Origin of the sequence: Thioalkalivibrio thiocyanoxidans ARh2, from assembly GCF_000385215.1 — a bacterium.
In the GTDB taxonomy this organism is placed as follows: Bacteria; Pseudomonadota; Gammaproteobacteria; order Ectothiorhodospirales; family Ectothiorhodospiraceae; genus Thioalkalivibrio; species Thioalkalivibrio thiocyanoxidans.
Map to the genome: position 1 here is coordinate 1 of NZ_ARQK01000058.1, position 18,742 is coordinate 18,742.

17 protein-coding genes are annotated in these 18,742 nt (G+C 65.2%); 3 read left to right on the forward strand and 14 right to left on the reverse strand.

Annotated features, from left to right (window positions below):
- From G372_RS14485 to G372_RS0110580, 10 genes are all read right to left on the reverse strand, one after another.
- Positions 1-1,628: retention module-containing protein (locus tag G372_RS14485; protein ID WP_020008862.1), on the reverse strand; the 1,628-nt coding region annotated here is incomplete at its 3' end.
- Positions 1,629-1,936: 308 nt separating this feature from the next.
- Positions 1,937-2,551 (reverse strand): response regulator transcription factor, encoded by a 615-nt coding sequence (locus G372_RS0110540; RefSeq protein WP_019624187.1) that lies wholly within the window; start codon positions 2,549-2,551, stop codon positions 1,937-1,939.
- A 5-nt stretch (positions 2,552-2,556) separates the two neighbouring features.
- Positions 2,557-3,981, reverse strand: coding sequence for an HlyD family type I secretion periplasmic adaptor subunit (locus G372_RS0110545; RefSeq protein WP_019624186.1), 1,425 nt, complete (start codon positions 3,979-3,981; stop codon positions 2,557-2,559).
- Positions 3,978-6,113, reverse strand: a complete 2,136-nt coding sequence (locus G372_RS0110550; protein ID WP_019624185.1) for a type I secretion system permease/ATPase — start codon at positions 6,111-6,113, stop codon at positions 3,978-3,980. The genes G372_RS0110545 and G372_RS0110550 overlap by 4 nt, the downstream gene beginning before the upstream one ends.
- Before the next feature lie 239 nt (positions 6,114-6,352).
- Positions 6,353-6,880 (reverse strand): tRNA adenosine(34) deaminase TadA, encoded by a 528-nt coding sequence (tadA, locus tag G372_RS0110555; protein ID WP_019624184.1) that lies wholly within the window; start codon positions 6,878-6,880, stop codon positions 6,353-6,355.
- The gene (locus G372_RS0110560) at positions 6,870-7,373 is read right to left on the reverse strand and encodes a glutathione peroxidase (protein WP_019624183.1); all 504 of its coding nucleotides are present in this window, start codon (positions 7,371-7,373) and stop codon (positions 6,870-6,872) included. The genes tadA and G372_RS0110560 overlap by 11 nt, the downstream gene beginning before the upstream one ends.
- Positions 7,366-8,019, reverse strand: a complete 654-nt coding sequence (locus tag G372_RS0110565) for an ABC-type transport auxiliary lipoprotein family protein (protein WP_019624182.1) — start codon at positions 8,017-8,019, stop codon at positions 7,366-7,368. The genes G372_RS0110560 and G372_RS0110565 overlap by 8 nt, the downstream gene beginning before the upstream one ends.
- A 2-nt stretch (positions 8,020-8,021) precedes the next feature.
- On the reverse strand, positions 8,022-9,035 hold the full coding sequence (locus G372_RS0110570) for an MlaD family protein (RefSeq protein ID WP_019624181.1): 1,014 nt from the start codon (positions 9,033-9,035) through the stop codon (positions 8,022-8,024).
- Entirely contained in the window at positions 9,032-9,811 is a 780-nt protein-coding gene (locus G372_RS0110575) for an ABC transporter ATP-binding protein (protein ID WP_026340374.1), read from the reverse strand. The genes G372_RS0110570 and G372_RS0110575 overlap by 4 nt, the downstream gene beginning before the upstream one ends.
- Before the next feature lie 3 nt (positions 9,812-9,814).
- The gene (locus G372_RS0110580) at positions 9,815-10,963 is read right to left on the reverse strand and encodes an MlaE family lipid ABC transporter permease subunit (RefSeq protein WP_019624179.1); all 1,149 of its coding nucleotides are present in this window, start codon (positions 10,961-10,963) and stop codon (positions 9,815-9,817) included.
- 139 nt (positions 10,964-11,102) lie between these two features.
- Here G372_RS0110580 and G372_RS0110585 point away from each other — a divergent pair, with 139 nt between their 5' ends.
- The 3 genes from G372_RS0110585 to G372_RS0110595 are packed head-to-tail and all read left to right on the forward strand — an operon-like array spanning position 11,103 to position 15,084.
- On the forward strand, positions 11,103-12,029 hold the full coding sequence (locus G372_RS0110585; protein WP_019624178.1) for an AAA family ATPase: 927 nt from the start codon (positions 11,103-11,105) through the stop codon (positions 12,027-12,029).
- Positions 12,011-13,045: a DUF58 domain-containing protein gene (locus G372_RS0110590; RefSeq protein WP_018863869.1), complete on the forward strand. Its 1,035-nt coding sequence runs from the start codon at positions 12,011-12,013 to the stop codon at positions 13,043-13,045. Before G372_RS0110585 ends, G372_RS0110590 begins: the two co-directional genes overlap by 19 nt.
- A complete protein-coding gene (locus G372_RS0110595; RefSeq protein ID WP_019624177.1) occupies positions 13,042-15,084 on the forward strand; it encodes a transglutaminase TgpA family protein in 2,043 nt (680 codons plus the stop codon). The genes G372_RS0110590 and G372_RS0110595 overlap by 4 nt, the downstream gene beginning before the upstream one ends.
- Positions 15,085-15,179: 95 nt before the next feature.
- Here the strand turns inward: G372_RS0110595 and iscR are convergent, their stop codons facing one another.
- The 4 genes from iscR to G372_RS0110615 form a co-directional block, all read right to left on the reverse strand.
- Positions 15,180-15,659 (reverse strand): Fe-S cluster assembly transcriptional regulator IscR, encoded by a 480-nt coding sequence (gene iscR, locus G372_RS0110600; protein ID WP_018863871.1) that lies wholly within the window; start codon positions 15,657-15,659, stop codon positions 15,180-15,182.
- A 313-nt stretch (positions 15,660-15,972) separates the two neighbouring features.
- Complete coding sequence (locus G372_RS0110605) at positions 15,973-16,566, reverse strand: L,D-transpeptidase (RefSeq protein ID WP_019624176.1); 594 nt, start codon at positions 16,564-16,566, stop codon at positions 15,973-15,975.
- 10 nt (positions 16,567-16,576) lie between these two features.
- Positions 16,577-18,085, reverse strand: coding sequence for an amidophosphoribosyltransferase (purF, locus tag G372_RS0110610; RefSeq protein ID WP_019624175.1), 1,509 nt, complete (start codon positions 18,083-18,085; stop codon positions 16,577-16,579).
- 29 nt (positions 18,086-18,114) lie between these two features.
- Positions 18,115-18,693 (reverse strand): CvpA family protein, encoded by a 579-nt coding sequence (locus G372_RS0110615; protein ID WP_018863874.1) that lies wholly within the window; start codon positions 18,691-18,693, stop codon positions 18,115-18,117.
- Between the last annotated feature and the right edge of the window lie 49 nt (positions 18,694-18,742).

An 18,742-nucleotide genomic window follows, 5' to 3' on the forward strand; every position in this document is an offset into this window, starting at 1 on the left:
CTGTCGGTGATGGTCGCCACCACCTGGTCAGCTTCGGCTTCGCCTTCAAGCACATCGCCTTCCGCCGTCAGCGTGATCGATGGCTCGCCCACCGTCTCGGGTACATCGGCATCATCGGAGGCGGTATTGTTTCCAGTGTCTGCAATCGTTACATCAACCGGCGGCAAATCATTGCCTTCGTTTGCATGGGCTGCCCCGGCCGCTGTCAGGGAAACGTTTCCATCGTCATCGATCGAGTAGAAGTCTTCACCGGCACTGCCCGCCGTGATGGAATACGTAAGTCCCTCACCCAGCGGGTCCACTCCCTCTGCTGTCGCTACGGCTTGACCGGCCTCGCTCTGGCTTTCACCCTCGAGGAATTGTAGCCCGTCCACAAGGGTCACTTCGACGCTGGGCAAAGTGAACGAAGCATCGAGCGTTTGTGAATCATCAACAAAGCCGAGATCGTCACTGGCTTCAGCATTTGCCGAGTATTCCACCCCTTCAGCAAGATCCAGGTCAGTGAGGTCTGCCACCCACTCACCGCCTTCCTGGGTCGCCTCGACTTGCTGATTGCTGCCATCCGATCCACTTACAAATACGGTGACACTGGTTGCGTCGGACGCACTGATCACCAGAGACGGATTCGGATCACCACCTTCGCCACGCACAAAGCCTTCCGGGGCAAATTCGAAATCGCTGATCTCCACGGACGGGAGGGTGAATTCCGCTTCCAATTCGCCGGACTGCTCGTCACCATGTTCATCAACAACGAAGCCCTCGATCTGGAGCTCGCCGGGGCTCAGTTCAGAGATATCTACATTGGTCGCAGTCCAGCTTCCGTCTTCCTGAACCTCAACTTCCTGCCCAGTGGCACTGCCATCAGTGCTGCCATACTCGACGCTGTTGCCCCCCGAATCCGTGATTGTGAGGAGCACGGACGAACCGGCAGGGATATCCTCCGTGGACCCAGAAATCGTCGCCAATACGCTCTGGCTACCACCAACGTCCATGACGGCCGCGAACATCATCTCGTCACTCTGGGCATCGACCATCGGCCTTTCCCCAGGCGCGTAGGAGAAGGACGAAACTGTAATCGCACCGGCGGCTGGGCCTTCCCCTGTTTCGTCCCCGACGGTCTCATCCCCCGTGGTACCGTCATCATCACCCGTAGTGCCGTCACCGATCTCGGTTTGCTCCGCAGAGCGCAGCGCGTTCGGGTCGTACTCGTAGTTGACGGGGTCGACTTCCTCCGAGGAACGAGCAATGCGGACGAAGCCACCGCCTTCGCCGGCGGGACCGCCATCGACACCCGCGGCGGGTGCTTCGATCAGGTCGGTGATGTCTTCACCGCGCTCGAGGGCTTCGATGATCTCTTCGACGGTCGCGTCGGCGATCTCGGCTTCCTCGGGAGCCGGCTCGGCCGATTCCGCCAGGTCGTCGGTGATGGTGGCGGACTCGTTGCCCGCCAGGGACATGGTCGAGCCGTCCTCGAAGGCCATTTCGATGAAGGCGCCATCTTCGGCGATGACTTCCTCGCCGTAGAAGATCTCGTCTCCGGGTTGCAGGACGCGCGTGTTGCCGTCTTCATCTCGCGCGATGACGGTGCCGACAACGGACTCGACGGTAGCTACGACGACTTCAGACATGACCTTCTCCTTGGAATCGGAAGTGCTTCACAGTTTTCGATGTGTACGAGCCTAGGGGAGCCGGCTTTGGCACGACAGGTGTACTGAAGTACAGGTTTTGTAGGGTTATGGGAGAACCGGGTGAGGCTCAATTGGACGAAAGCGGATCGAATCTGCGGGGCGCGGGGCTGGGTTGATGCGATTCGCTGCGCTCATCGCATCTTACGTGACGCTACCCCCCTCGTTTGATGAGGGGCGTAGGATGCGATGAGCGCAGCGAATCGCATCACCGCCGCTGGAGGCGAGTTACCCGCCTGGGGAGACGCTGATCAGACGGTCGGCTGGGACTCGCGCAAGCGAGTCAGGTGAAGGACCAGCTGCACGCGGTCGTCCACGTTGAGCTTCCTGAAGATCGAGCCCAAGTGCATCTTGACGGTGCGCTCGGTCATGCCGAGCTGGCGCGCGATCTCCTTGTTGTGCGCGCCCGTCGTAACGGACAGCGCCACTTGGCGCTCGCGCGGGGTGAGATCCTCGAAACCCTCCGGGGGTGTTTCCGGGTCGCGCGGCTGCGCGCTGCGAACCGTACGAATCATGCGGGTCATCAGGTCTGGGCCGACCCACAGCCCGCCACCCGTTACGGTCGCGGCAATCGTGCGCAACTGGGCCACGTTGGCCAGCGTATGGCAGTACCCGTGGGCCCCCGCGTCGAACGCTCGGATGCCCTCTTCGTCGTTCGGGTGGCGCGAGTGCACGACCACCCGATGCACCAGCGTCCTTTGCTTGACGTACTCCTCCCAGTCGGCCAGGTCCGTACCGATCCAGCAGGCCTCGGTCCCCTCCGGCAGCGTTGGCGGAAACGGCGGACTCAGCACCCGGGCATCCGGGAAGGCCTCTGTCCAGCGCGGCGACGGCCGCGACCCACGTTCCATCATGAAGATCTGCATGTCGTTCAGCGCTCCGTAAAAGCCAGATCGCCCGCGCGGAGGATCGGCTTCATCAGGTACTGAAGGATGGTGCGCCGCCCGGTCATAATGTCCACTTGGGCGACCATCCCGGTCATGATTGGATGCTCCTCGTCGAACCCGGTCTCCTCGGTTCGCACGCGGACCTTGTAGTAGGTGTTGCCGTCGTCGTCGGTGATGGTATCGGGGCTGATATGTTCCACGGTGGCATCCAGGCCTCCGTAGATGGCGAAGTCATAGGCGGTGAACTTCACTTTTGCGCTCAGCCCTGGGCGCAGATAGGCAATGTCGCGCGGGGACACCCGCGCCTCGATCAGCAGCTCGTCCTCCAGCGGGACGACCTCGGCCACCTCGCGCCCGGGCGAAATAACGCCCCCGCGCGTGGTAATGAACATGCGCTGCACGATCCCGGACATCGGCGAGCGCACCTCGGACAACCGCACGCGGTCCTCCAGTCCCTCGGCGCCCTCGGCCAGCTCCTGCAGCCGTCCCAGCGTATCCGCCAGCTCGGAACGCCACTGGTTGCGGAAATTCAGTCGTACCTCGCGGATCTTCTCCTCCGCCTCCTCGATCGCGGCCTCCAGCCGGGCGATCTGCGCCGTGGCCTGTTCGCGATCCCCGCGGGCATTGGAGACCTCACGGCGCAGTCTCAGCACCTCCACTTCGGATACCGCCCCGCTCTGCACCAGCGGCTCGGTCACCTCCAGTTCGCGACTGGCCAAGTCCAGCGCGCGGATGGCCTGGCTGCGGCGCGCCCGAACCTCGTTCAGTTCCTCGCGCCGCTGCCGCAACTGCTCTTCGGCGATCCGGATCCGCGAGCGCATCTCCTCCAGGCTCTCCTCGTAAAGCTCCTGTTCCTGCTCCACGATGGCCGAAGGCCCTTCCTGCAGGTCCGGGGTGATCAGGAACGGCGTCTCGGTCAACAGGGCCATCAAGCGTGCGCGTCGCGCCTTTAACGCAAACTCGCTGGCGCGTACCTCGCCGAGATCGGACAGGAAACGGGTCGGGTCGACGCGCACCAGCACATCGCCCTCTTGCACGATATCCCCCTCACGCGCCAGGACCTCGGACACGACACCGCCATCCATCGACTGCAGCACCTGCAGGTTCTGCGAGGGAATCACCCGTCCGTCGCCCCGGGCCACCTCGTCGATCTCGGCGACCGAGGCCCAGTAAACCAGCAGGCCCAGCGTGATCAGGATCCCGTAGAGCAGCGCGCGAGCGCGAATCGGACGTTCCTGAATCTGTGTCCAGTCAGCGTCCGAGGCCCAGTCGCGATGATCGCCCCCTCCCCGGGTCAGCCAGGGGCGAAAGATCCGGTCGACCATCGGGGCGCCCACCTTCCCGGCCTGGTCCATGCCGCGGCCGAGCGCCTCGAAACCCTCGCCGTCCTTGCGCGTGCGCTTGCTCATGTCTGCGCCTTGCCTACCCGGCCTTCCCGCAGAGCCTGGATCACCTGCTCCTTCGGTCCGTCAGCCACCACACGGCCCTGGTCGAGCACGATGATCCGGTCGACCAGCTCCAGCAGCGAGGTCCGATGCGTGACGATCACGGTGGTGCGCCCCTGGGTGAACTCCGCCAGCCGGCGCTTCATCCCCTGCTCGGTGGAGTTATCCATGGAGCTGGTCGGCTCGTCCATCAGCAGCATGCTGGGCTCGTGCAGCACCGCTCGCGCCACGCCGACACTCTGCTTCTGCCCGCCCGACAGCCGGCCACCGCGCTCCCCGACCTGCAAATCAACACCTTCCGGATGAGTGTTGATCAGATCCTCGATGCCGGAGATCGCAATCGCCTTGCGGATGGCCTCGTCGCTGGCCAGCGGATCTGCGGCCACCAGGTTCTCGCGCAGGCTCCCGTAAAACAGCGTGACCTCCTGACCCACGTAGCCCAGTGACCGCCGCAGCTCGGCCGGGTCCAGCTGGCGCACGTCGATCCCGTCCACCAGCACCGCCCCGGAGCTGGGCTGATAAAGGCCCATGATCAGTTTGGCCAGCGTGCTTTTGCCCGAGCCCACGCGACCCAGAACGGCGACGTGTTCGCCCGGCTCGATCTTCAGGGAAACCCCCTGCAGCGCCGGCGTGGCGGATTCGGGATACGCGAAGCTGACATTGCGAAATTCGATGGCGCCCTCGAACCGGTCGCGGCTCAGGAAGTGCGAATCGGCCGGGCGCTCCACGGGCAGTGCCATGATGTCGTTCAGCGAGCCGAGCGCGGTCGAGGCCTGGTGATACTGCATCAGCAGCCCGGCCGTCTGACTGATGGGCGCCATCGCCCGTGAGGAGATCAGGTAGGCGGCAATCAGCCCGCCCATGGAGAGTTCCCCCTCCATCAGCAGGAACACGCCGAGCACGATGATCGCGACACCGACCGTGTGCTGCGCCCACATCGCCGTGTGGGTCACGCTCGCGGTCAGCAGGCGATTCTGTGCATTGGTTCGGGCGAGGTGCGTCGTGGCGCGTTCCCAGGTCGCCTGTACCCGACCCTCCGCGCCCAGGGCCTTGAGCGTCTCGGCGCCTGTCAGGCTCTCGACCAGGGTCGAGTTGCGCTGCGCCGCCACCCGATAGCTCTCTTCCGCGAGTGCGTGCAGCTTGCGGTGGATCGCGGTCGCGTAGAGCAGGAGCAGCAGCGCGCCGATCGCCACGGGAATCGCCAGCGGCCAGGCGATCAACGCAATAATGGCGATGAACATCAGCGCAAACGGCAGATCCACAAAGGCGATGATCGTCGCCGACGATATAAAGCTGCGCACTGACTCGAACGCACCAATGTTGGACGCGAACGAGCCGACCGAGGCCGGACGGTTCTCCATACGGAGCCCGAGTACGCGTTCCATGATGTGCGAGGAGAGCTTGACGTCCGCGCGCATCGCCGCCTTGTCGACGAAGTGGCTGCGCATGGTGCGCAGGATCAGGTCCGCGATCAGGACGATGACCACACCCGCCGCAAACATGAACAGCGTCTCGGTCGCGTGATTCGGGACCACGCGGTCGTAAACGTTCAGCACGAAAAGTGGCATCGCCAGCGCGAAGAGGTTGATCATCACCGCCGCGATCAGCACGTCGCGATACAGCGGACGGTTCTCGCGAATAACCCGCCAGAACCAGTGCCCCTTGCTCTCCTTCGAGACACGCGGCGCGCGCGCATCCATGCGGAACTCGGGCCGCACATAGATGGCCCGGCCTGCGTAGCGTTCCTTCAGCCGCTTCAGCGGGACGTCGATGACCGCCTCACCCAACTCGGGGTCGATCACCCTGGCCACGCTCTTGTCGTCGTTCCAGCCGACCAGCACCCACGCCTCGTTCTGGTCCAGCAGCAGCAACGCGGGCAGCAGATCGTCCTTCAGGCCGCGCGCATCGCGGGTGACCGTGCGCGTCGTGAGACCGGCGCGCTGTGCCGCCCGCGGTACCAGAGAGGGGCAAAGTTGCCCGTCATCCAGCGGCAGGCCCGCACGTGCGGAGTCCGGGGTCAGGCGCAGCCCGTGCATCCGCGCTATCAGGATCAGTCCGCCGAGCAGCGTGTCGGCGCGACCCTCCGCATCGAACACCGGGACGGGTTCGCGCTCGTCCGTATCACCCGCCGGCCCGCTATCGGGACCGGAATCCAGGACCGGATCCCCGCGATCATCATTGGAAGAAGGCTGGCTAATCGGTACACCCCGGCGGCTGGACACAGAATCCCGGCGCTCGCGTACAAGCCATCGACTCAAAACGTGAACGCCTTCTCATATTGATCTGATTCTGCGCCCCAACGCGCCGCCGGGCAACGCCCGGGCATCACGCAGATCTAACGCTTTCGACGGAGACGAAAGAAATCCTTCAACAGGGCGGCAGAACGCTCGGCTGCGACACCATCGATGCATTCCGGCCGGTGGTTATGGGCCGGATGATGCAGCAGATCAATCGCGCCACCCACGGCCCCTGTGCGCGGGTCCGAAGCCGCGAAAACCAGCCGCTCCACCCGCGCATGGATTATGGCTCCCGCGCACATCGAACACGGCTCGAGCGTGACATAAAGCGTGGTGCCTGTCAGTCGATAGTTGGAACACCGTTTTCCCGCCGCGCGCAGAACCCTGATCTCGGCATGTGCAGTGGCATCATGCTCGCTGATCGGGGCGTTGTGGGCGGCAGCGAGACAATGGCCCTCCGCATCCACCAGCACCGCGCCCACCGGCACCTCGCCTGCCTCGGCTGCCCGCTCGGCCTGTACGAGTGCGGCATCCATCCAGTACGCATGCGCACCCGGGTCCGTGGGCGCCGGGCCTCGATCGCCCGGTTCCACAGTCCGGGGCTCGCGCTCGAGCTCAGCCGGCATCGTCCGGGCGCGGTACGGCGAGCGCGCGTTCGATCGCGTCGACCAGGTCCTGCGGCTTGCGCCGGGGGGCGAATCGGTCGAGTACCGACCCGTCGCGGCCAACCAAGAACTTGGTGAAGTTCCACTTGATGCCCTGCGTACCCAGCGCACCGGGGGCTTGCTCCTTGAGGTGCTGGTACAGCGGATGCGCCCCCTCGCCGTTGACCTCGATCTTGGCGAACACCGGAAACGCCACCCCGAAGCGCGCGCCACAGGCCCGAATGGTCTCCGCGTCACCGGGTTCCTGCCCCCCAAACTGGTTGCAGGGGAATCCGAGGACGCGAAAACCACGCCCAGCGAACTGCTCATGGAGCGCCTGCAGCCCTTCGTACTGCGGCGTAAAGCCGCACTCGCTGGCCACATTGACGATCAGCAGGACATCTCCGCAATACGTGCCCAGAGGCTGTTCGCTGCCATCCGCCGCCGGTACTGCAAAGTCGAAGACATCAGTCATCACGCATGGCCTCCGCATCTTCCAGAATCGCGTCTTCCAGATCGGCCAGCACCTCGGCCGTGGCACGGGACAGCGCCGCCACCAGCTGCGACGCCGAGCGCCGCTCCAGGGCCTGGTCCGATTCCAGATGCACCAGGCGGCTGCGCTCGCCCTGAGTCAGCTGCGCGCGCAGGCCCATGTGCCCGACCCCGGACGCCCCCGGGCCGTTGGACTCAATCCCCGTCACCCCTTCCAGATCCCCATACAGGGCGGTGATCAGCACATGCACGCGCACGGCGGGGCGACCCTGCTCGCGCACCGCGGACGCGTTGTCCACGAGTTCCAGCGCGGCCCCGCTTCGCGTCCAGCGCTCGCGCAGCAGCTGCTCCACCTGTTCCGACGGCTTCAGGAACCATTCGTTGTAGTAGTCCGACTCGTACTGGTGGTTGCCCAGCCGGTACACCAGGCCATTGCCGGCGTAGGCCGGGGCAACCCGCACCGAACCCAGTTCGACCGCCACGGGCTCTTCCGCCGTGCGTGCGGCGGGCTCGTCCGGCAGCTCCAGCAGGTACCAGGCGCGCTCCACCGGCTCGCGCTCCGGCAGCAACGTGCAGCCGCCCAGTAACAGGATTGCCAGAATCAGGGATGGGCCTTTCCACCAGTTCATGCTCATTCCTCGTCCATGCGACTGCGGGGTGGCGGGGCGCCGAACAGCGCGCCCCCCGGGTTGCGCCGTACATCATCCGACAGACTGCGCAGACCCGAGATGGCCCCTTGCAGCTCGTCCAGTGTCTCCAGCAGTTTCGACTCGCTGACATCCATGCCCCGATCGAGCCGTGCGACCATCGAGTCCATGCGCTCGATCAGTCCTTCGACATCGGCCGCCTCGGCCGTACGGCGAAGCTCCCGTATCGCCTGGCGGGTTTCGGTTGGAAGGGCCTGGGTATCGGGATGTTCTACGAGCGCCTCCACGGACTGCATCACCCGATCCGCGGTCCGCATCGTCTGTTCCAGTTCCGAGATGAGCTCGTCCGTTCGCCGGTTGAACCCCTCGGTATCAAGCGCCGAAACGGTGTCATCCACGGTCACCAGCAAGGTGTTCAGGTTGTCGACGATCGCCTCTATGTCCAGCCCGTCGATCCGCTTGAGCAGGTTTTCCGCATACTCCATGAACTGCACGGCGATACTCGGGGCCGACGGGATGTAGAGCGAGCGCGGCTGCCAGTCATGCTCCAGCGGCGGGTGTTCCTCGGGGTCGGAGAAGTCGGCCTCCAGATAGTTCATGCCGGTGATGCCCTGTGCCGCGATACGCACACGCAGGCCGGCCTCCACCAGGTTCTTCAGGATCTCCGGTTCGAACTCCTGCTCGCGCGCCCCAGCGGCAAAGCGGTCTGGCCAGAGGCGCGCCTGGACCATGACGTAGCGCTTGCGTTCGCGCGGATCGACGTCCCTCTCGTACTCCACCGAGGTAAAGCCAAGGTGCGTAACCTCGCCGATCGTTACCCCTCGGAACTTCACGGGTGCGCCAACCTCCAGGCCCTGGACAGACGCGTCAATGTAGGTTTCGATGGGGATCGATGCGCGGAAGAGATTGCCCGCAGTCATGATCATCAGCGCAACCACCAGCGCCACCAGGCCACCGACGATGAACAGCCCCAGGCGGAAATGTTGTCGGGCACTCATGTAGATCTCTCTTCGGAGTCGGCCGGATCGGCCCGCTGGAGGAAACGCTGCACCCACGGGTGATCGGATGTGTCACGCAGAGTCGCCGGGTTCCCTTCGGCAACGATGCCCTTGCTCTCCTTGTCGAGCATAATCACCCGGTCGGCAATCGCAAAAATACTGGCCAGTTCGTGGCTGACAATCACGATCGTCATGTCCAGGCTGCGCGCCAGGCGCAGGATCAGCCGGTCGAGTCCCGCCGAGGTGATCGGGTCGAGCCCGGCCGAGGGCTCGTCCAGAAACAATACTTCCGGATCCAGCACCATCGCACGTGCGATCGCCGCGCGCTTCTGCATGCCGCCACTGATCTCCGAGGGCATGAACTCCGCGAACTCGCCCAGCCCCACCAGCTGCAGGCGGGCCCTGGCGATCTCGTCCATGGCCTCGCGCGGCAGGTCCGTATGGACCTCCAGCGGCAACCTCACGTTCTCGAGCAGCGTCATGGAGCCGAACAAGGCCCCCATCTGGTACATCACGCCCACCCGGCGGAGGATCGTCTCCCGCGCCTTGCCCTCGGCAGCCGTGATGTCCGCCCCGGCAATCCAGATGTTGCCCTCGATCGGCGCGTAGAGCCCGATCATGTGCTTGAGCAGCGTACTCTTGCCGCTCCCGGAGCCCCCCAGAATCACGAAGATCTCGCCTCGCCGGACATCGAAGTTGAGGTCCCGCATCAGCACCATGTCACCGAACCCCAGGGTGAGGTCCCGTACCTTGATCACCGGCTCCACGCCTGTCACCCGTCACACTCCCATGTGGTAGAAGAGGACGGCAAACAGGCCGTCGAACACCACGATCAGGACGAGCGATGTGACTACGGCGCTGGTGGTCGAGACGCCAACGGCCGCCGCACCGCTCGCCGTCTGCAACCCACGCAGACACCCTACGCCCGCGATCAGCAGGCCGAAGATCACGGCCTTGAACAACCCTGAAAAGAGATCGGACAGGCTGAGCGCCACCGTCACCTGGTTAAAGAACGCAGTCCAGGGGATTCCGAACCCCTGCATGACCACCGCAGCCCCCAGCAGGCCAATCATGTTCGCGTACAGGGCCAGCAGCGGTGCGACCAGGATGCCGGCCAGCACCTTGGGCAGGACGAGGAAACGCACCGGGTCCAGCCCCATGGTCTGCAGAGCGTTGACCTCCTCGTTCACCTTCATCGTGCCGATCTCGGCGGCGAACGCAGCTCCGGAGCGCCCGGCCAGCAGGATCGCCATCATCAACGGCCCCAGCTCGCGGAACAGCGACACGGCCACCAGATTGGCCACAAATATCTCGCCGCCGAACTGGCGCATCGCGATCGCGGACTGGAACGCCAGGATCACGCCCAGCAGGAAGGCAATCAGGGACACGATGGGCAGCGCCTGGAAGCCAGCCGCCTCGGCGACCCGGAAGGTATCGCCCCACCGAACCTGGCGGGGATGCAACAGCGCCGAACCCAGGGCCCGCGTCAGTTCGCCAATGAACCCGAACTGCGAATAGGCCGCCTGCCCAACGCGCGACACGGCCTCGAGCGACTGGGCCAGCAGTCCCCCACGAGTCTCGTGACGCGCCGGCTCTACGGTTTCCAGCTCTCGGTACGGGGTCAGCTGCTCCTCCACCAGGCCCTGGACACCCACCAGCTCCACCTTGCGCCCCGCTCGCTCGATGTCGCGCTCCAGGGCGTGGAGTAACGCCGCCCCGGCACCATCGCAATACTCGAGGTCACCGACATCCAGCGTCACCGCAGCCTGCGTACCCTCGGCCAGCTCACGGGCGCGGCGGCGCAGAGGCGACCAGGCCCGCTCCACTGCATGCACGTCCAGCCGACCCGTCAGATGCAGGCGGGCATCCGGCGAGGCTGTGGCATCATAGCGAAACGTCTGGCCCGAATCGGCGGCCGGCTTGTCCATACTGTCGCTCGTGGGGCAATTGCGGCCATGGTAGCCGCAAACTCACCCGGCACGCGAAGCGGGGCTTAAATATCTCCCGCGCATCACGCTGATCGGTCTGCCTCTTTTTCACCCGACACCATCCACCACGAGGAGCCCAATGCCCGCGGCCAACGAAGCTCTCCACCAGGTCGAAAGCGCACTGAACGACATCCTGCTGGGCAAACCGGATCGGGTCCGGCTGGCGCTGACCTGCCTGCTGGCCAATGGCCACCTGCTGATCGAGGATCAGCCGGGCGTTGGCAAGACGACGCTCGCACACGCACTGGCCGCGGCGATGAACCTCGACTACCGTCGTGTACAGTTCACCAGCGACCTGCTTCCCGGTGATGTACTCGGTGTCTCGGTATTCGAGCAGGGTTCCGGCGAGTTCCGCTTTCATCCTGGACCAATCTTTACCCAGGTGCTCCTGGCCGACGAGATCAATCGTGCGCCTCCCAAGACCCAGAGCGCCCTGCTCGAGGCAATGGAGGAACGCCAGGCCAGTGTGGAGGGTGCGACCCGCCCGCTGCCCGAACCGTTCTTCGTGATCGCCACCCAGAACCCCGAAGAGCAGGTCGGTACGCATCCCCTGCCGGAATCGCAAATGGACCGCTTTCTGATGCGCATCGAGCTGGGCTATCCCGATGCCCGCGCCGAGCGCGCACTGCTCGAACGCGGTGGCGCCGCGCCAGCACCCGTCGCTCATCCCGCCCCGGACGCGATCGTGACACCCGAAGACCTTCAGGGCTGGCAATCCCGAATCGCCCAGGTCCACGCCGAACCAGTAGTACTGGACTATCTGCAGGACCTGATCCAGACAAGCCGCGACCGGGCACGCTTTGTCCACGGGCTTTCGCCACGCGCCGGCCTCGGCCTGCTGCGCGCCGCGCGCGCGTACGCCTTCCTGGACGGGCGTGACTACGTGACCCCGGACGACCTGGCGGACGTCCTGCCGGCCGTGGCCGGCCATCGGGTCCGAGCCCGCGAGCCGGACACCCCCGCACGCACGGTGGAACGGCTGCTGGAATGCGTGCCGGTTCGTTAGCCCTGCACAAGCGCTTCCGATCGCACGGGCATCGCCTGCGGGAAGGCGTGATCCGCTGGGTCACGCGACGCCACCGCGACGACGGCTCGGAGGTCACGCTCGGTCGCGACCGCATCTACATCCTGCCGACCCGGGCCGGTTACACCCTGCTGGCGATCCTCGGCGTGATGCTGCTGGGGGCGATCAACTACTCCAACAACATGGCGTTCCTGCTGACCTTTCTCCTGGTCGGGATCGGCCATAACGCCATCTGGTATACCCATCGCAACCTGCTCGGGCTCAAGGTTTCGGCGTTGCCCGCAACGCCGACGTTCGCGGGCCAGCCGCTGACGATTTCGCTGCGCCTGGCGGATACGCGGGGCCGCGACCGCGAGGCCCTGCACCTGCGTATCGGCGGATACACGAGCGAACCGGTTGCGGTCCCCGCCCGCGGACAACAAACGGCCAGCCTGACCCTTCCGGCACTCGGCCGCGGAATCTACCACCTGCCCCGCCAGCGGCTGGATACCCGATACCCGCTCGGCATCCTGAGTGCCTGGACCTGGCTTGGCCTGAACACCGAGATCCTTGTGTATCCACAGCCCGTCGACCCGGGCGCCGCCCATGCAGGGCCCGGGGACGAGGCCGACGCCCAGCGGCGTCAGGATGCCTCCACCCCCGATCACATCCGCCCGTACCGGCCCGGGGACCCGCCCGGCCGGATCCTTTGGAAGGCCCTGGCGCGCACCGGGAAGCTGCACATCCGCGAGACGGTCGCGGGAGGCCGTGACACGCTCTGGATCGACTGGTCCGCAATGCCGGCCAGCGACACCGAGACTCGCCTTTCCATGCTCTGCCATCAGATCCTGGCCGCCGAGGCCGAGGGCCGCGCATGGGGGCTGCGCCTGCCCGACCAGACGCTCCCGCCCGGGCAGGGCCCGGCACAAAGGGAACGGGGCCTGCGCGCCCTCGCCGAATTCCGCTTCGAGCCGATCCCCTTGCCAATCAAGGAATCAACCACGGGAACGAAGAAGTGAACCGCGCGGGCCGGACCCACTCACCGGAATTACGGGGCCTGGAACTCGCCCTGCTGGCCCTGCCGGTGGCCGCGCTGCCGCATGCCTGGCACCAGCCACCGTGGGTGACGCTGCTCGTGGCGGCCGCCGTCCTGCTGCGCACCTGGCTCCATCTGCGTGACCGCAATCCCCCTTCCCTTGGCGTGATGGCCCTTCTGGCCGCGTTCGCGGGGGGACTGACCTTTCTGCAGTACGGGACCCTGTTCGGGCAGGAGGCAGGCACCGCGCTGCTGCTGGTCATGATGGCCCTCAAACTGCTCGAGACCCGCAACCGGCGGGATATCGTGATTGGGCTTTTCCTCGGCTACTTCGTAGTTGTCACCACCTATTTCTTCGATCAGTCGCTGCTGATCGCCGCATGGTCCCTGCTGTCGGCCTGGCTGCTCACCGCCGCTCTGATCCAGGTGCATGCCGGGCGTACCCTCCAGCGGCGGCACCTGGCAAGGCAGTCCGGCTGGATGATCGTCCACGCCCTCCCGTTCATGCTGATCCTGTTCGTCGCCTTCCCGCGCGTACAGGGACCACTGTGGGGCGACCCGCAGCGTGACGAAGTGGCCACCACGGCCCTCTCCGGCGAGCTGAATCCCGGCGACATCGCGGAGCTGCTGCAGGACCAAACCACCGCGATGCGCGTCCAGTTCCACGGCCCCGTGCCTCCACCCCGGGGCCAGTACTGGCGCGCGTTGGTGATGACCGATTTTGACGGCCGCCGCTGGCAGGCCGAGGGCGGAGAGTCCAGTATCGAGCTGCCCGAGCCCGGCGACCTCGACGAGGTAGTGGCCTACACCGCGACGCTGGAGCCCACCCGTGTGCGTTACCTCCCGGTGCTCGACTACCCGGTTTCGCTGCCGGACAACGCCGAGTACCGCGACAATCACCAGGTCGTGCGCGATCGACGCATCGTGAACCGCATCCAGTACGAGGCTGAGGCCGATCTCGCCCACCCCCCGGGCAGTGACGACGCCCTGAGCCGCACCGCCCGTGAACAGGCCCTCGAGCTACCGCCCAGTGCGGCTCCCCGGGCCCGTGCCGAGGTCGCCCTCTGGCGGGCCACGCATGGTGACGATGATCGCGCGATCATCCAGGCCGCCCTTGATCGCTTCGCCGCTGCCCCCTACCGCTATACGCTCCAGCCCCCCACCCTCGAGGGGGATGCCACCGACGAGTTCCTGTTCGAGACTCAGGCCGGGTACTGCGAGCACTATGCCTCCGCGTTCGCCGTGCTGATGCGCTCGGCGGGGATCCCGACCCGCGTCGTCACTGGCTACCAGGGAGGTGAATGGATGCAGCGGGGCGAATACCTGCGCCTGCGCAATGCCGACGCACACGCCTGGAACGAGGTCTGGCTGGATGGCGAGGGCTGGATTCGTGTCGATCCCACTGCGGCGATTGCGCCGGAGCGTATCGAGGCCGGCATCGGCGGCCTGACCGGTGGCGAGGGCGAATCGGTGCCCGATTTCCTGCGCCGCGACGGGCTGGGCTGGATGCAGCAACTCCGGTTCGGCCTGGAAGACTGGCGCGACTTCGCCCGGTTCCGCTGGGAGAGCTGGGTGCTGGCATTCGATCCCGAGCGCCAGCGTGAACTCTTCGCCCGTTTCGGGCTCGACGCAACGGACTGGCGCCACATCGTCACGGCACTGGGTGTCGGCTTTGGCCTGCTGGCGGTCGCGGCCGTGGCCTGGAGCGTTTGGCGCCGTCCTCGCCGCCCCCGCGATGTAGCCGATCGACTGCTAGTGCGCCTCTCCCGCCGTATCGAACGACAGCACGCGGGGCTTGGCCGGCAAGCGCACGAACCCGTCGTCACCTGGACCCGGCGGGTCAAGGCCGCACGGCCCGACCTCGCCCCCATCGTCGACACCTTCGCCGAACGCTACAACCAGGCCCGATTCGCTCCCGTCCGGGACGACGACCGGGCCGAACACCTGACGGCCCTGCGCCGCCTGGCTGCATCCGACCTTCGCAAGCCAGACGCCGACCCGCCCTTGCCGCGGACGAACTAACAAAAAAGGCCCGGCCGGATTCAGTATCCGGTCGGGCCTTCAGGCGTTGCGCAGCGGCACCGGGAGCCCCGGGCCGCTGGGACGTTCGGCCGCTATCAGGCCGCGTCGTTACGGAAGATGAAGTGGTGCCGCGCGCCGCGTCGCTCGTCCTGACGACGGGCGACCTTCTGCACTTCCGGACGGTTGGCAAACTGCGCCAGCGTAATGCCGTCGAGGAAGTCGTACAGCTGCTGACTCAGGTCATCCCACAGCTCGTGCGTCAGGCAGCGTTCGCCCTCCTGGCAGTCCTTGTGGCCCTTGCAGCGGGTCACGTCCACCGACTCGTCAACTGCCGTAATGATGTTGGCAATACTGATCTGGTCGGCACGCTTGGCCAGGCGGTAACCGCCGCCGGGACCCCGCACGCCTTCCACCAGGTCGGCCTTGCGCAGTTTTGCAAACAGTTGTTCCAGATAGGACAACGAGATGCCCTGGCACTGCGAGATGTCGGCCAGGGTCACCGGTCCCACCCGATCATGGATCGCGAGATCCATCATGGCGGTCACCGCGTAGCGGCCCTTGGTTGAGAGTTTCATGTCTTGATTCCTCCGAGAAACCGTGATCGTGCGTGTCGAGGTCGACATCCATTCACAGAATCGAATCCGTTCATCTTTCCTGACAATAAAGGTCAGGAATAATTCCCTTCTTACCTGACAACCTTTGTCAGGAATAATTCCCTGATTATATCAGGCGATTGGCCGGAATTCACGCACGCCAAACGCAGGTTATGGTAGGAACCGCGAAACGTTGACGGAGTTCCCCTGAAAAGGGTTCGAAAATTAGACCGTTCTGAAACTGCGGAGGTGGCGGACCGTATGGGCCGCCCGAGATGACGGGAGTCGACTCGCGCTATACGGGGAGAATACGGCCGGTCTCGTAATCCGGGCCGCTCAGGATGACCACAAGGGTCCCGGTCGGCAAACGCGGGAACAGTTCGATGACTTCGGCGTTACGCATACGCACGCAACCCTCGGAAGCGGGTTGCCCGATCCGTCCCTCTTCATCGGTGCCGTGGATGTAGATGTAACGCTGGTGGGAATCGATATTGCCTCCACGATTCAGGCCGGGCTCCAGGCCCTCCAGCCAGAGGATCCGCGAGGTAATGTTGTCGCGGCGGCTACGCTCCCCCTCCCCGGTGAGGATCTCGGCGATCTCGCCGGTATTCGCCCGCGCGCGGAAGACGGTCCCCGGCGCCACGCCATCGCCAAACCGTTCGGCGATTCGATGCAGCCCCAGCGGCGTCTTGTAGGTGCCATCCTGGTTGCCGATGCCCCGTTCCGAGGTCGAGACATCGAAGACATCGGTCACCTTGCCATCATCCCAGACGTACAGGCGCTGCTGGTCCACACGCACGACCACCACCGGAAAGCCCTCGCCGCTTCCCGCCTGTTTCCGTGCCGCCGCGACGACCGGCTCGATCCACTGCAGACTCGGCAATGTCACTACTCTCTCGTCACTTCTTGTTGGCCAGATCCAGCACCTCGCCCGCCACCGGCGTGTTCACGAGGCCCTCGCCCCGCAACGAGGCCAGGTGTTCGAGGTAATCAGGGGGCAGTCCGGTCACGTACTCGCCAGTAAACACGGAACAGTCGAAGGTCTCGATGTTCCGGTTGCCCCGCCGCACGGCCTTTTGCAGGTCTTCCAGGTCCTGGTAGATCAGGCGGTCGGCGGCAATTGCCTCGCATACTTCCTGTTCGTCTCTGCCATGGGCGATGAGTTCATGCGCCGCGGGCATGTCGATGCCGTAGACATTCGGGAACCGCACCGGGGGGGCGGCTGACGCAAAGTAGACCTTCCTGGCCCCCGCCTCGCGCGCCATCATCACAATCTCGCGCGAGGTGGTGCCACGCACGATCGAGTCGTCGACCAGCATCACGTTCTTGCCGCGAAACTCCAGCGAGATCGCGTTCAGCTTCTGGCGCACGGATTTTCGCCGCTTGGTCTGGCCCGGCATGATGAACGTACGGCCGATGTAGCGGTTCTTGATGAACCCCTCTCGGTACTTGATGTTCAGCTCGTGCGCCATCTCCAGCGCTACCGTGCGCCCGGTGTCAGGGATCGGCACGATCACGTCGATGTCGTGATCCGGCCAGTCGCGGCGGATCTTCTCGCCCAGCGCAGTGCCCATGCGCATCCGCGCGCGATGCACAAACACGTTGTCGATCACCGAATCGGGGCGGGCAAAATACACGTGCTCGAAGATGCAGGGGTTGAGCTGGGTGTCCTCGGCGCAGACGCGTGTCGAGACCTCCCCCTCGGGCGTAATGAACAACGCCTCGCCGGGCGCCAGGTCGCGTTCCAGATCGAAGCCCTGGGACTCCAGCGCGGCGCTCTCGGAGGCGACCATCCACTCGCGCCCGCCTTCCTCGGCTTCACGCGAGCCATAGACGATCGGGCGGATCCCGTTCGGGTCGCGAAAGGCCAGCAGGCCGCGCCCCGCGATCATCGCGACCACGGCATACGCACCCTTGGCACGTTCGTGTACCCGCTCCACCGCATTGAACACCGAGTCGGCGGTGAGTCCGTTGTCCAGAAAGCGCAGCAATTCCTGCGCGAAGACGTTCAGCAGGATCTCGGAGTCGGAATCCGTGTTGATATGCCGACGATCGGTCGCAAACAGGGCCTGTTTCAGTTCGCGGGCATTGGTCAGGTTGCCGTTATGTCCCAGCGTAATACCGAACGGGGAGTTCACGTAGAACGGCTGGGCCTCGGCAGAACTGGAGCTCCCGGCGGTCGGATAGCGCACATGACCAATGCCCATGTTGCCGATCAGCCCCTGCATGTGCTGGTCGTTGAATACATCCCGCACCAGGCCGTTGTCCTTGCGCAGGTGCAACCGACCCTCGTCGTCGCAGGTCACGATCCCGGCGGCATCCTGCCCACGGTGCTGCAACACCAGCAAGGCATCATAAAGCGGCTGATTCACCGGGCCGCGCCCGACGATTCCGACTACTCCACACATACGGCTCAGGGCTCCATCAAGGCGATCGACTAGAGATCTTCAGCGGGGGGTTCGGGTTGCGGTGCCGGCGAATCATCGGCGGGGTCATCCGGAGGCGGTTCGACGGGATCGTCGGCCAGCAGCTCACCGATCTGCTCCTGCCAGCCCTCCGGCAATTGCGCGATCATCCAGTCGACCAGGCGCTCGAACTCGGGGATCAGGCGGCTGTTCTCCCACCAGCCTTCCTCGGGCATCAAGGTCAGGGAGGCAGCGAATACCAGCACGGCGACCAGTACCACCCCGCGCAGCAGACCAAAGATTACGCCGAGCGAGCGGTCGGTACCGGTCAGGCCACTCCCGCGTACGAGACGGTTGGCCAGCACTCCGAGAATGCCGCCCACAATGAGGACCCCGATGAAGATCAGCGCGAACCCCACACCCAGGCGCAAAGTGGCATCCGACAGCGCCTGCGGCAGGACTTCGGCGACTTCCGCCGCATGTCGAATCCCAAGCCAGATGCCCACGATCCACGTGGCGAGCGAGAACGACTCGCGCACGAAGCCGCGAAACAGACTGATAAGCCCCGATACGACGATCAGGGCAACAATGACCAGGTCGATCCAGTTCACGCGCGGCGGACTTCGGGTGCGAAAAGGCTGCGTAGTGTACCGCAGCGAA

Coding starts and splice junctions, on each gene's coding strand:
- G372_RS0110540 (WP_019624187.1), bottom strand. CDS start 2,551: ATGCAGATCTTCATGATGGAACGTGGGTCGCGGCCGTCGCCGCGCTGG.
- G372_RS0110545 (WP_019624186.1), bottom strand. CDS start 3,981: ATGAGCAAGCGCACGCGCAAGGACGGCGAGGGTTTCGAGGCGCTCGGC.
- tadA (WP_019624184.1), bottom strand. CDS start 6,880: ATGCCGGCTGAGCTCGAGCGCGAGCCCCGGACTGTGGAACCGGGCGAT.
- G372_RS0110560 (WP_019624183.1), bottom strand. CDS start 7,373: ATGACTGATGTCTTCGACTTTGCAGTACCGGCGGCGGATGGCAGCGAA.
- G372_RS0110565 (WP_019624182.1), bottom strand. CDS start 8,019: ATGAACTGGTGGAAAGGCCCATCCCTGATTCTGGCAATCCTGTTACTG.
- G372_RS0110570 (WP_019624181.1), bottom strand. CDS start 9,035: ATGAGTGCCCGACAACATTTCCGCCTGGGGCTGTTCATCGTCGGTGGC.
- G372_RS0110580 (WP_019624179.1), bottom strand. CDS start 10,963: ATGGACAAGCCGGCCGCCGATTCGGGCCAGACGTTTCGCTATGATGCC.
- G372_RS0110585 (WP_019624178.1), top strand. CDS start 11,103: ATGCCCGCGGCCAACGAAGCTCTCCACCAGGTCGAAAGCGCACTGAAC.
- G372_RS0110590 (WP_018863869.1), top strand. CDS start 12,011: ATGCGTGCCGGTTCGTTAGCCCTGCACAAGCGCTTCCGATCGCACGGG.
- iscR (WP_018863871.1), bottom strand. CDS start 15,659: ATGAAACTCTCAACCAAGGGCCGCTACGCGGTGACCGCCATGATGGAT.
- purF (WP_019624175.1), bottom strand. CDS start 18,085: ATGTGTGGAGTAGTCGGAATCGTCGGGCGCGGCCCGGTGAATCAGCCG.